Raw genomic sequence first — 11,922 nt, forward strand, 5'->3', positions numbered from 1 at the left:
GCTCGCCCTGGTCCTGGCGGTAGTCCACGAGCAGGACGAACCCGAAGACGCGCAGTGCCAGATCGCTGTGCACGACCTGAGCGTCGGCGAGGTCCAGCCCGACGGTACGCAGCATGCCCAGAAAGGCGTCGGTGTGGGTCAGGCGACCCATGAGGCCCGGCGGGCCCTGGGCGAGCACGGCCACCGTCCCGCCGATGGGATGTTGCCGTTCTCCGCGCCCATGAACCCGGTCGAGAGCATGTCGGCGCAGTAGACGGTCATCTCGTCCGGGACACTGTCGGGGATCTTCGCCAGGTTGGCGTCGGCCTCGTTCACGTGGAAGTACTCGGCGAAGACCCCGTCCTTAAGTTGGCGAACTTGAACCCCCCGAGCGGCCCGCCGGACTGTGACGGATGACCGTCTGGGAGGCGAAATCGCCCCAGTCGGGAGTGATGGCCCCCACCAGAACCCGGTCGCCCGGCCGGAAGGCCGTCACCTCGTCGCCCACCTCGTGCACCACGCCGACGCCCTCGTGGCCGAGCGTCAGGTTCTCCCGCGGCCCGATGCCGCCCTGGACAGTGTGGGAGTCCGACGTGCAGATCAACGCAGCGGTCGTCCGTATGACGGCATCCAGCGGACCCGGCCGCGGGACGGGCTTGTCCATCAACCCGGCCTGCCGATTCCTCTCATCACGAACGCTTGCATCGTGCCCCCCGAATGCTCCCCCGTGTCCGGCGTCCCCGAAAACGCCGCAAACATGGCCAGCTCTACCCTGTCGATCTCGGCGATCAACTTCGGTCCTCCCCTGTGGATTGTCCGCGGAGGAAAGGCCGAACGCGGCCAAAGGACGGTCATCCACCAGATGCGGGGACCGCCGCGCCGGATCCAGGGTCCGCAACTGCTCGGGGGGCACCCAACTGCTGGTCTGGGACGACGCCGCAGCGGGGGCTGGGCCCCATGCTCGGCATGCTGGGGTCTACTTGCCTGACTTGCCGTGACGACCTTCAATGCGACTGACCAGCAGGTTCGCTGGACAACCCCCGATGACGGCTGGAGCGGGACGGCCGAGCGGTCGCGGGTGCAGACGATGGCCGACACGCGAAAAGGATGAAGGGCCCTCTCCCAGTGGCGGCTGTCGGGGAAGGCCCGAGTCGTTCCGGCGCCGGCACTCACATCTTGAAGTGGGTCCAGCCCGCTCGCCAGGTTCCGTACTTGGTGGAGTGCGCATTCCCGCAGGTGCCGGAACGACTACACGTGTGTTTTCCCTGCTTCAGGCGGCTCACCTTACCGCGTTCGAGGCCGTAGTAAGCCTGCCACCACTGCCAGTTGTTGGGCCCCGTCGCATACCTCTTACTGCATACCGCTTCGACGCGGGCGAGGTTGAAGGCCCGTTGCCGCGCGTAGCTGTATCCCGCGGGGATTCCGAAAATCATCTTGACGTGGCGCTCGTCGTATTTGTGGCGTGGAATGACGGTGTCGTATGCCTTCGTCTTGGATCCTTTTTTGCACGGCTTCCCGGCACCGCTCCATTTGGTGTAGAGGTGGTACCCAGGGGACGCGGATGCCACTGATGGGGCGACCATTGCCACGCCCGTGGCGATCATGGACGCTGCCAGTCCCACGGCGATCCTTCTGGCTGCTGACGTGGACGGTTTCCACATGATGCTGCCTTTCGTCGAATGACGCCAACGGCAGGACCATACAAATGCGCGGTATATCCGGGGTATGCCAGGCGGGGGACGGCGCGCGCGTGTCCCTGCAGGCCTTCGGCAACTTCGGTGTGACCACGTCCTGTACGCCGCTGGCCGGGTCGGCGGTGTTGACCAGGGCGCGGACCTTATCCACGCCACCTCCTTCAATACCGATCGTGCAGGGCCCAGCCGTTTCTCCACCTGGGCCGGCGCGCGCTATGATTCGCGATCCGGTCCTATTGATCATTCATGGGTGGGTGTGCTGCCCTATCGGGGCGGCTGATCGCTTCCTGAGCGACCTTGGCGAACCGCACGGGCCCGTCGGGAGTCGTGATCACATGGCCGGGAAAGGATTGGACGGGATGATGCTCGGGCTTGTAGCTTGCAGTCGACCGTGACACCGCCCGAGGAGGTGAGACCCATGAACGCTGCATCGCTGTGGGTGCTCCCCCTTCCCGTCACGGCCGGGCGATCGACGTAGGTGTCGCCGGGAGCGCCTCGCCAACAAGGCACTCCCGAAAGGCAACACCTATGCAGTCTCAGCAGGTCACCGCCGAGCCGCCGTCGAACGACGGGGTCGAGCGTGACTCCACGGTGGGCGACGTCCCCGGAGTTCTCTGGTCGCCGGTCTCCGGCGCCGATCGTGCGCCCCTCATGTTCGATGTGATCATCGCCGGGTGCGGGCCGACCGGTGCGATGCTGGCCGCCGAACTACGGCTGCACGATGTGCGGGTACTCGTTCTGGAGAAGGAAACCGAGCCCGCGTCGTTCGTCCGCATCGTCGGTCTGCATATTCGCAGTCTCGAGCTGATGGCGATGCGCGGACTGCTGGATCGCATTCTCCACCGTGGAAGACAACGTCCGGCCGGCGGTATCTTCGCCGCCATCCCCAAACCCGCGCCCAAGGACCTGGATTCCGCGTACGCCTATCTGCTGGGCATCCCGCAGCCGGTCATCGTTCATCTGCTCGAAGAACATGCGATCGCACTGGGTGCGCAGGTCCGGCACGGCTGCGCGGTGAGCGGTTTCGAGCAGGACGACGAGGGTGTGACCGTCGAGCTGACCGACGGGGAACAGCTGCGTTCGCGCTACCTCGTCGGCTGTGACGGCGGGCGCAGTACGGTGCGTAAACTGCTCGGTGTCGGCTTCCCCGGCGAGCCCTCAAGGACCGAGACGCTGATGGGCGAGATGGAAGTGGGCGTGCCGCAGGAGGAGATCGCCGCCAAGCTGACCGAACTGCGCGAGATCCATCAGCGATTCTGGCTCCGGCCCTTCGGCGAAGGGGTCTACAGCGTCGTAGTCCCCGCCGCGGGAGTCGGCGACCGCGCGAAACCGCCCACCCTTGACGATTTCACACAACAGTTGCGCACCATCGCCGGAACCGATTTCGGCGTGCACTCCCCGCGCTGGATGTCCCGCTTCGGAGACGCCACCCGGATAGCCGAACGTTATCGGGTCGGGCGGGTGCTGCTGGCCGGCGATGCGGCACACATCCATCCGCCCATCGGCGGACAGGGCCTCAACCTGGGCGTTCAGGACGCATTCAACCTCGGCTGGAAACTGGCCGCACAGATCCGCGGCTGGGCGCCGGAAACACTGCTGGACACCTACCAGGCCGAACGTCATCCGGTCGCCGAGGACGTGCTGGACAACACCCGCGCCCAGATGGAACTGCTGTCCACCGAACCGGGCCCGCAGGCCGTGCGCAGACTGTTCACCGAACTGATGGACTTCGACGAGGTGAACCGCTATCTGATCGAGAAGATCACCGCGATCGGCATCCGCTACGACTTCGGCGAAGGCCCCGACCTGCTTGGCCGCCGGCTGCGCGACATCGACGTGAAACAGGGCCGCCTCTACGGCCTGCTGCACCGCGGCCGCGGCCTGCTGCTGGACCGCACCGGACGCCTGGCCGTCGGCGGCTGGTCAGACCGGGTCGATGACCTCGCGGATCCCACTGCGGCACTGGATGTCCCGTGCGTCCTGCTACGCCCCGACGGCCACGTCGCCTGGATCGGCGACGATCAGCAGGACCTGGACGACCACCTCTCCCGCTGGTTCGGCAAGCCCGCCGGTGGTCATCTGGGTTCTCGGCCTATTCTCGCAGGTCAGGGCTAGATGATCTTTTCTTTCACGTGTGGCACGTTGGCTGATCTTCACGCCATGTTGCCTCGAAAGTGCGCCCCATTGCTATCTAGAGTTTTTGAGCGAATGACGGCGGCCATGAGAAGGCGGTTCTGATCCACTTTCAGCGTGATCGACGGCGTCCTCGCAGCTCAACCCCAGATCCGTGTGCTTTTCCTCTCACGCACCTGCGGAACGAGGGTACAACGGACCCGATCAAGGCTGCTTCCGCGCCCGCCACTACCAGGACGTATGGTCACGTGCCCGCAAAACGGCCCTGAGCGAGGCTGAGCGTGCCTCACACGTCGCGCGGCGTCCCTACGACCTTCGCCACTTCAACGCCTCCATGCTCAATCTGGCGGGCGTAGACGCAGCCCAGGTAGCGCGCAGGCTCGGCCACTCCGTCCGAACCTTATGGCCGTCTACGTCCATGGGATCGACACCGGGGAGGACGCGACCAACGCGAGGATCGAAGCAGCCCTGACAGGACAATCGATCTCCCCCAAGCCTGTGACCAGCGAAAACGCAGCCCACGGGGCAACCACGGGCCAACCCGCCGACAATGATTCCGTAGCAGCCCAAAAGCGCAGGTCAGCCCTCTGATCACCTATAGACTGTGGCACTCCTTGGAGGCCCTCAGCCATGGTCGGCGGGGCCTGGTCGGCTTTGCCGTAAAAAATGGAGGTCTTGACGTTGGCCACGCCGTAGGTGACGCTGCGCTGGGCGCCGTGAAGGCGCCCAGCGGCGAGGCAGTGATAGCACCCGCGAAGCGATCACGCGCCGTTGGCGGCGGGCCAGCTCATGCGGATGTTGGTCCCTTTAGGGCCGGGGAAGACCTCGACGTCGTCCGCCAAGCCCTCGATGACCGCTATGCCGAAGCCCGACATGAACGAGTCAGAAAGCATGCCCAGATCGAGGGGCTGTTCTGGCTTGATCTCATCGCTGGGGGCGTGATCGCTCACCGTGACCTCGAAGCGGCCGGAGTCGTCACGCAGCTCGATGCGGATGGGTTCGCCCGGACAGTGGGCGCGATGCACCTCGACCGCCCGGGAGCATGCCTCACCCACGGCGAGCCTGACTTCGTCCAGCAGGGACTCCTCCACGCCGGTGCGGCGGGCGATCGCCGTCGCCACCAGCCGTGCGGTCCGCACGTGCGCGGGGAGAGCGCTGAACGTCAGCTCGACGGTAGCCATGCTACTTGTCTTTGCCGTGAGCTTCCTTGGCCTCGTCGACCGAAGCGTAAATCCCGAAGACCTTGGTCAGGCCCGTGATCCGGAAGATCTTGAGGATACGCTCCTGCGTGCACACCAGCTCGAGGGAGCCGTCGTGCGCGCGAACCCGCTTGAGTCCACCGACCAGGACGCCCAACCCGGTGGAGTCGAGGAAGTCGACCTTCTCCATGTTGACGAGAAGGTGGAAGTTGCCCTTGTTCACCAGATCGATGAGGAGTTCACGCAATCTCGGCGCCGTGTAGACATCGATCTCACCCTCGACCTCCACGATGGTGAGTCGGTCTTCGGTGCGGTGATCCAACTTCAGATCCACAGATCCTCCAGCGCCTCGCCTGCGAAAGTAGTCTTACGGGCCTGGCAATCTGGAGCGTGGCCCCAGACTGTCCGACCCTGACGCGCGGCATTCAACCACGTGCCTGGCTTGTGTCTATACGAAATCACGATTCCCGGCGACTTTGCCCACCGATGCAAGACTGGAAACAGTGACTTCCACCGCATCCTCCCCAGAACAGGCAGGTCCACTCCTCCACCACCTGCTTGGTGTTCCCGCACGTCATGAGCGCGTCACCCATGTGGAGCATGTTCCAGCACGTCAGGCGGGTCAAGCCCGATGGCCCAAATGGACGTCTGAAGTCTTTGTTACGCGCTTGGCGAACCGCGGGGTCACAGGACTCTGGCCTCACCAGTACGAGGCCGCCGACCTGGCATTCCGTGGCCGAAACGTGATCATCTCGACGGGAACGGCGTCCGGGAAGTCGCTCGCGTACCTCACCCCCGCGGTCACGGCCTGCCTGGACGGCGGCACGATCCTCTACCTGACGCCGACCAAGGCCCTTGCCGCCGACCAGCTGCGCACCCTGCGCGAGCTGCGCATCACCAAGGTGCGGGCCGCAACGTTCGACGGTGACACTCCGTTCGAGGAACGCAAGTGGGTACGCCAGCACGCCAACTACGTCCTGACGAACCCCGACATGCTGCACCGCGGCATCCTTCCCCGCCATTCGCAGTGGTCGTCCTTCTTCCGCCGGCTGCGCATGATCGTCGTGGACGAGTGCCACGGCTACCGCGGCGTCTTCGGGTCTCACGTCGCCCAGATCCTGCGCCGCCTGCGCCGGGTCTGCGCGCGGTACGGCACGGAGCCCACGTTCCTGCTCGCCTCGGCGACGGCCAGCGAACCGGGAGCGTTCGCCAAGAGGCTGACGGGGCTTGAGATGCACGAGGTGGCCGTTGACGCCTCGCCCAAGGGGTCGACGACCATCGCGCTGTGGGAGCCGCCTCTGACGGAGCTGCGGGGCGAGAGAGGGGCGCCCGTACGGCGCACAGCCACGGCGGAGGCCGCCGACCTGCTCGCGGACCTCGTCCTCGCCGACATCCGCACACTCGCCTTCGTCCGCTCGCGCCGCGGCGCGGAAACGGTCGCCCTGTCCGCCCGAGCCAAACTCGCCGACGTCGCCTTCTCCCTCACACCACCTCCCGACCACCACACCGGCTCCCCCCGCACCCCCAACGAACCCGGCGAACCCAGCCCCAGGCGAACCCACCACCACAACCCCGGACAGAGCACACCCAGCGGGCCCGATCACCGAATCTCCGCCGCGGACGAGCCGGCGAGCGCCGGCGACCCCACCGCCCAGAAAGCAGCCCGGCCGACCGGCCGGCCGCCGAGGCTCGCCGCCTCCGAGCAGCCTGGGGACGACGGCGGGACGGAGGAGGGTTCGCTCAACTGGTCGATCCCGGACCCCTCCGACTGGGCCAACCTTCCGGACAAGATCGCCGCCTACCGTGCCGGCTATCTGGCCGAGGACCGCCGGTTGCTCGAGAAGGCGCTCCGTGCGGGCACGATCATGGGCCTGGCCACCACGAACGCCCTCGAACTAGGCGTGGACGTCTCCGGGCTCGACGCCGTGCTGATCGCCGGCTGGCCGGGCACCCGGGCCTCGCTCTGGCAGCAGGCGGGCCGGGCGGGCCGGGACGGCAGGGACGCGCTCGCCGTACTGATCGCCAGGGACGATCCTCTGGACACCTACCTGGTGCACCACCCCGATGCGCTGTTCGGCCGGCCCGTGGAGGCGATCGTCCTCGATCCGGACAATCCGTACGTGCTGGGCCCTCACCTCTGCGCCGCGGCCGCCGAGATCCCGCTTTCCGAGGACGATCTGGCCGTCTTCGGCGACACCACCTCGGCCGTCCTCGACGACCTGGTCGCCCGGCATCTGCTCAGGAAGCGCCCGGCTGGATGGTTCTGGACCCGGCGTGAACGCGCCACCGACCTCGCCGACATCCGCGGCGGTGGAGGCGCCCCCATCCAGGTCGTGGAGTCGTCGACCGGCCGCCTCCTGGGCAGTGTGGACGAGCCGTCCGCCCACACCGCGGTGCACACCGGCGCGGTCTACCTCCACCAGGGCGAGACCTTCATCGTGGAACTCCTCGATCTGGAGGCCGGGGTCGCCCTCGTCTCCAGCGCGAGCCCCGACTACACCACGTTCGCCCGGGACATCACCGACATCTCCATCCTCGGCACCCAACGCTCCCACCCTCTCGGCCCGGGCACGCTGCACTTCGGCGAGGTGGAGGTGACCCGGCAGGTCGTCTCGTACCTCAAAAGACGCCTCCAGTCGGGCGAGATGCTCGGCGACGAGCCCCTCGACCTGCCGCCTCGCACCCTTCGCACCCGCGCGGTCTGGTGGACGCTCCCCGCGTCCGCGCTCGCCGCGCTCGCCGAGGCCGGCATCGACCTCGGCGGAGCCGCCCACGCCGCCGAGCACGCGTCGATCGGGCTGCTGCCCCTGTTCGCCACCTGCGACCGCTGGGACATCGGCGGCGTCTCCACCGAACTCCACGCGGACACGGGCCTGCTCACGGTCTTCGTGTACGACGGCCACGAGGGCGGAGCGGGCTTCGCGGAACGCGGCTACGCCCGGGCGACGGACTGGCTGACGGCGACGCGCGAAGCCATCACCTCCTGCGAATGCGAACGTGGCTGCCCCTCCTGCATCCAGTCGCCGAAGTGCGGCAACGGCAACGAACCCCTGGACAAACGAGGCGCGATCCGCCTCCTCGACACTCTGCTGCCCCAGCAATAGACCCGTCCGTGCCCAGGCTCCCGCACGGCGCCCCCTTCGGTTGACGGCGCAGCCATCTCGGGTTGGTGCGAGATGTCCTTAAGAGGTGCGGGTGGGGTCAACGCTCCTGCAAACCCACACGCTCCGCATCCCACAGCGGCACGGCAGTCCACAAGCTGCAGGCAGAAGGCGTCAGGCACACCGCTGCCGCACGTCTGATCCGCAGATCGGCACACGCTTCGTAGCAGCGGCTCACCCATAGGTCGCAACAAGCGTGAACCGTTTCCCCGAGACCCGCCGTTCACGAACCGTGGTACCGCGACCATCGGACGGGTCACGGCCGCCACGATGCGACCTCCGGTGACTTACCTCAGACGACCTCAGACGACCTCAACTGTCGCCACCTCTGTGTCTGCGACCAGCGGAAACGCGCTCGTTCTCATCGTCGTCGGCGGCCCAGAAATCGGCTGATCCCGGCTGCGGGCGTTCCCAGAACCCGCTGTCCTCCATGGCTCTGGGCGACGGGGGAAGGTAGTCGTCCCAGTGTTCTTCTATGCGGACGGCGGGCGGGCTGATGGAGGCCGAGCCCTCGGGAACGTCTGTCACGGCCGAGCTGGGCAGCGCGATCCGCTTGGGACCCTGCCGGGCGCCGTCCGTGTCGCGAACCCCCCAGACGTCGTCCACCTCGATCTGGACGGAGATCTCCTTGCGCGCCGGCTCCGAGGTGGGGAACGCGGTGGACTCCCCGAACGCGTCCCTACTTCGTTCGTGCTTCGACGGCTGCTGGTGTTCCTTGGGCTGCTCTGCTTGGGATTTTTCCGGTACGCGCGTCTTGGCCACGGCCAGGATCACCGTGGGCCGCCGCCGGAGCGGCACGGCGGCAGGTGGGACGGTGACATCGCCCTGCGAGCCCTGCGCGACGTGCGAGCCATGCGCGCCGCCTTCGGCCGAAGCCCGGCCTGCGCGCGTGGCCGCCCCGACCGGCGCCGACGTGGCACCGGATGTTGCCCCGGTGCCTGGACCGGCAAGGGCTCGGCGCCGCGCCCACGCCCCCGCGTGCGCGCCGAGGAGCAGCAGAAGGAGGCCGGCAGCCACGTAGAGGGCGTACTGTCCGATGTTCCCCAGCGGCGACGCGCTCGACTGGGCTCTTACGTCGCCGGCGGTTACGGGTGCGGTGTCCGTGCCGTCCCTGGCGCCGGACGGGACGAGCCCGCCCGAATCGTCGTCGGCTGTCGGGATGGGCAGGTTTCCGTCAACGTCGGTGTCAGGAATGTCGGGCAGCTTGGTGGTTTTACGGTTCGGCTCGTCCGTGGGCGCTGCCTGCCTCTTGGCGGGCAGGGTCGGCAGCGCGTCGACGTTCTTGGCATCTCGTTTCTTCGGCGTCTGCTTGGTGGTCTTCTTCGGCTTGGCGGTGGTCTTGGCGGGGATGGCGAGGTAGGCGGCGCCCGACGGATCCGACCCGATCGAGCCCCCTTCCCCATCACCCCTGAATGCCTTGACGGTGAACCCCACCCGCTGCCCTTCCGCCTTGGCGGGCACCGTGAGCGCCGCCCTGCAGGAGGTGCCCTCGCAGGCACCGTCGGCAGGCAGCCTCCCGACGATGCCCGTCAGCGTGTTGGAGACCTCGTAGGACTGCAGATCGGGCTCGGCACCCTTGGGCCAGGTGACGAGGACCTTGTCGGTGCCCTGCCGGGCCACGTTCGGGTTGCCCGGAGTCTCGGCGGGCCTACGCAGCTTGAAGGTGCTGGTGGCGTACACGCTCCCGGTGAGTTCTCCCTTGAGGGTCACCGTGAAGGGACCGTTGGGGGCGGCGCCGGCGTCGAACGTGCCGGAGAGCGTCTGGTTGGCACCGCCTCCGGCGACCTTCTGGCTGGGGGTTGACGGGCCTTCGACGTACAGGCCCATGCTGAGCTGGATCATCCCCGTGCTGGCGGAGACAGTGATCGTCGAGCCGGAGAGCACCTGGCCGTCGGTGGGCGAGGTGATCTGCCCGGACGTGTCGGCCTGCCAGGTCGCGGAGGCGGCCCGCGCGGACCCGCCCAGCGCGACGGACAACACCACGATCGCTCCCGCGGCCACCACTTTGCCGACTACCGTCACGACGCTTCCCTCCATCGAGAGCCTCGCGTCGCCCGACCGCCCTTGGGGGCGTTCACGCGACGACCGGAAGTGCAGTCCGCCCGGCCGATACGGTCACCGACCGCCCCCGGACCGCACCCTAGCGACTTCGTCAGAGCTGTCACAGACGTCTGCCGCATATGGCATGAACCGAGGGTAAGCGGGACCTTACGGGAAATGCTCAACTCTTGGACACTGCGTCTAAGAAGTCGTAACGGGATCGCGACATTGCACCCGTAAGCCACACTCACCACTTTCGACAACGCTCACCCATTTGTTCGCTCACGCATATTTGTGCAAATAGCAAGAATCAGGACTCATCATCTAAGTCAGGGCAGGTCATCCCCATCAGTTACGTCGGAGAGCCGGCCGGGGCCACCGTCGCGGGGCCCGCACGGGATCTCCCGGTCAGGGTGCGGGTGCCGGCGATCGGCAGGGAGATCGACACCGTGGTCCAGACATCGGCGATCTCGTCCCGAATCTCGCAGCGGGTCAGTTTCGCGCCGTTTCGTGCAGCGATGGCCGACGCCCGAAGGCAGGCGCCCTCCGGGTCGGTCAACGCCATCTCGGCCGCCGCCAGCGCGCTGAGGTCGGCGGCGCTGCTGACCCGGTGGCCGGCCACGCGTACGGAGCCCACAGTGGCCACCGCCGTGGCGACGGCCATCAGGAGACCCATGAGGGCGACACCCCACAGCGTGGCGGAGCCGCGTTCCTTGTCGCGCTTGATCTTTCCTCCTCGGCGATGGCCGGTCTCATGCCGGTACGGCTCTGCTCAGGGGACCGACTGGCGTGGTTCGGTGTCGGCCGTGGCCGTGGCGGACACCTGGACGGCGGGCAGCGACCCGCCCCACGCCGGACGCACCTCGACAGTGATCCGCACCTTGGTCAGATCGACGTCGCGGGACACCGCTATCCGCGCGTCGGCACGGGTGGCCGACCGGGCACGATCGCGGACCTGGCTCAGTGGTTCGCCCCTGGCCGCCGCCCGGGCGGCCGCGCGGGCGACGTCCACGCATTCGAGTTGGACGCCGACGGCTTGGACGGCCCACAGCGCGGCAGCCAGGACCACCATGAGAGCGGGCAACATCGCGGCGGTCTCGGCCGTCACCGAGCCCCGCGATGCCGACCGTCCCCCACCCACGGTGATCCGCCCGGGGCGGCGGCTCATTTGCCGGTCGTCTTGAGTGCCCGGTCGATGAGAGAAGACAGCATTTCCTGCACTTCCGGACTGCTCACGACCTTGAACAGGAGTGCGGCGAAGGCGCAGGCCGCGATGGTGCCCACCGCGTATTCGGCCGTGGACATTCCTCGTTCGCGGTTGGCCAGCGCGTAGTGAAGCCATCGATTGGACCGCCGCCACGAGCCCGCTCCGGCGGCTTCCCCGCCGGAGGTGGTCGGCGAGTCGCCCGGCGCGGTGTCGGCGGGCCTCGGCGGGGTGTCCGAGGGGGCGTTGACGGGCGGCGGCGAGGTGTCCGGGTCAATGCCTACGGGCGTCGGCGCGCCGCCGCGGGTGGTGCCGTAGGACATGGACGCTGGCAGGTTGCCTGGCAGCGCACGGGCCGTAGGTGAAGAGTCGCCGGGTGCGGGGCCGGAGCGGCCCGGCACGGCGGGGGCAGAGCTCGACGGGTCGGCCGGTGGGAAGGAGGTCGACGTCGGCGGGATGGTCGTCGTCGGCGGGATGGTCGTCGTGGTGACGGCTGTGTGGCCGGTCAGGGG

The 11,922-nt window shown here is 67.7% G+C and carries 12 protein-coding genes; 3 read left to right on the plus strand and 9 right to left on the minus strand.

Going from position 1 to position 11,922, the window contains the following annotated elements; genetic code table 11:
• Nucleotides 1–138: 138 nt before the first annotated feature.
• From GUY59_RS48040 to GUY59_RS43165, 3 genes are all read right to left on the minus strand, one after another.
• Complete coding sequence (locus tag GUY59_RS48040; RefSeq protein WP_201762034.1) at nt 139–315, minus strand: hypothetical protein; 177 nt, start codon at nt 313–315, stop codon at nt 139–141.
• A 28-nt stretch (nt 316–343) separates the two neighbouring features.
• On the minus strand, nt 344–643 hold the full coding sequence (locus GUY59_RS48045) for an alcohol dehydrogenase catalytic domain-containing protein (RefSeq protein ID WP_269129079.1): 300 nt from the start codon (nt 641–643) through the stop codon (nt 344–346).
• Nucleotides 644–1,148: 505 nt separating this feature from the next.
• Nucleotides 1,149–1,601: a hypothetical protein gene (locus GUY59_RS43165; RefSeq protein ID WP_138203204.1), complete on the minus strand. Its 453-nt coding sequence runs from the start codon at nt 1,599–1,601 to the stop codon at nt 1,149–1,151.
• A 723-nt stretch (nt 1,602–2,324) separates the two neighbouring features.
• Between GUY59_RS43165 and rox the strand changes: the two genes are divergently transcribed.
• Nucleotides 2,325–3,788, plus strand: coding sequence for a rifampin monooxygenase (rox, locus tag GUY59_RS43170; protein WP_201762037.1), 1,464 nt, complete (start codon nt 2,325–2,327; stop codon nt 3,786–3,788).
• 779 nt (nt 3,789–4,567) lie between these two features.
• Here the strand turns inward: rox and GUY59_RS43175 are convergent.
• Nucleotides 4,568–4,987 carry an ATP-binding protein gene (locus GUY59_RS43175; RefSeq protein ID WP_138203197.1) on the minus strand — a complete coding sequence of 140 codons (420 nt, stop codon included), beginning with the start codon at nt 4,985–4,987 and terminating at the stop codon, nt 4,568–4,570.
• A 1-nt stretch (nt 4,988) separates the two neighbouring features.
• Nucleotides 4,989–5,339 carry an STAS domain-containing protein gene (locus tag GUY59_RS43180; protein WP_043629845.1) on the minus strand — a complete coding sequence of 117 codons (351 nt, stop codon included), beginning with the start codon at nt 5,337–5,339 and terminating at the stop codon, nt 4,989–4,991.
• 409 nt (nt 5,340–5,748) lie between these two features.
• Here GUY59_RS43180 and GUY59_RS49570 point away from each other — a divergent pair, with 409 nt between their 5' ends.
• Nucleotides 5,749–8,109 carry a DEAD/DEAH box helicase gene (locus tag GUY59_RS49570; protein WP_330849297.1) on the plus strand — a complete coding sequence of 787 codons (2,361 nt, stop codon included), beginning with the start codon at nt 5,749–5,751 and terminating at the stop codon, nt 8,107–8,109.
• Nucleotides 8,110–8,478: 369 nt separating this feature from the next.
• Here GUY59_RS49570 and GUY59_RS43190 read toward each other — a convergent pair whose 3' ends face one another.
• The 4 genes from GUY59_RS43190 to GUY59_RS51090 all read right to left on the minus strand — a co-directional run bounded on the left by GUY59_RS43190 (nt 8,479) and on the right by GUY59_RS51090 (nt 11,733).
• Nucleotides 8,479–10,188, minus strand: a complete 1,710-nt coding sequence (locus GUY59_RS43190) for an Ig-like domain-containing protein (protein ID WP_138203195.1) — start codon at nt 10,186–10,188, stop codon at nt 8,479–8,481.
• A 370-nt stretch (nt 10,189–10,558) separates the two neighbouring features.
• Complete coding sequence (locus GUY59_RS43195) at nt 10,559–10,933, minus strand: Rv3654c family TadE-like protein (protein ID WP_289514104.1); 375 nt, start codon at nt 10,931–10,933, stop codon at nt 10,559–10,561.
• 45 nt (nt 10,934–10,978) lie between these two features.
• Complete coding sequence (locus GUY59_RS43200; RefSeq protein WP_252375064.1) at nt 10,979–11,314, minus strand: TadE family type IV pilus minor pilin; 336 nt, start codon at nt 11,312–11,314, stop codon at nt 10,979–10,981.
• Nucleotides 11,315–11,370: 56 nt separating this feature from the next.
• On the minus strand, nt 11,371–11,733 hold the full coding sequence (locus GUY59_RS51090) for a DUF4244 domain-containing protein (protein ID WP_330849298.1): 363 nt from the start codon (nt 11,731–11,733) through the stop codon (nt 11,371–11,373).
• On the opposite strand from GUY59_RS51090, the gene GUY59_RS43210 reads away from it, so the two are divergent.
• A partial coding sequence (locus GUY59_RS43210; protein ID WP_161715019.1) for a hypothetical protein occupies nt 11,732–11,922 on the plus strand: 191 nt, incomplete at its 3' end. The genes GUY59_RS51090 and GUY59_RS43210 overlap by 2 nt on opposite strands.

It is taken from the genome of Nonomuraea sp. K271 (genome assembly GCF_009908215.1).
GTDB lineage: Bacteria > Actinomycetota > Actinomycetes > Streptosporangiales > Streptosporangiaceae > Nonomuraea > Nonomuraea longispora.

Excerpts from the sequence above, each read along its gene's own strand:
- GUY59_RS48045 (WP_269129079.1), bottom strand. The coding sequence starts at position 643 with ATGGACAAGCCCGTCCCGCGGCCGGGTCCGCTGGATGCCGTCATACGG.
- GUY59_RS51090 (WP_330849298.1), bottom strand. The coding sequence starts at position 11,733 with ATGTCCTACGGCACCACCCGCGGCGGCGCGCCGACGCCCGTAGGCATT.
- rox (WP_201762037.1), top strand. The coding sequence starts at position 2,325 with ATGTTCGATGTGATCATCGCCGGGTGCGGGCCGACCGGTGCGATGCTG.
- GUY59_RS43175 (WP_138203197.1), bottom strand. The coding sequence starts at position 4,987 with ATGGCTACCGTCGAGCTGACGTTCAGCGCTCTCCCCGCGCACGTGCGG.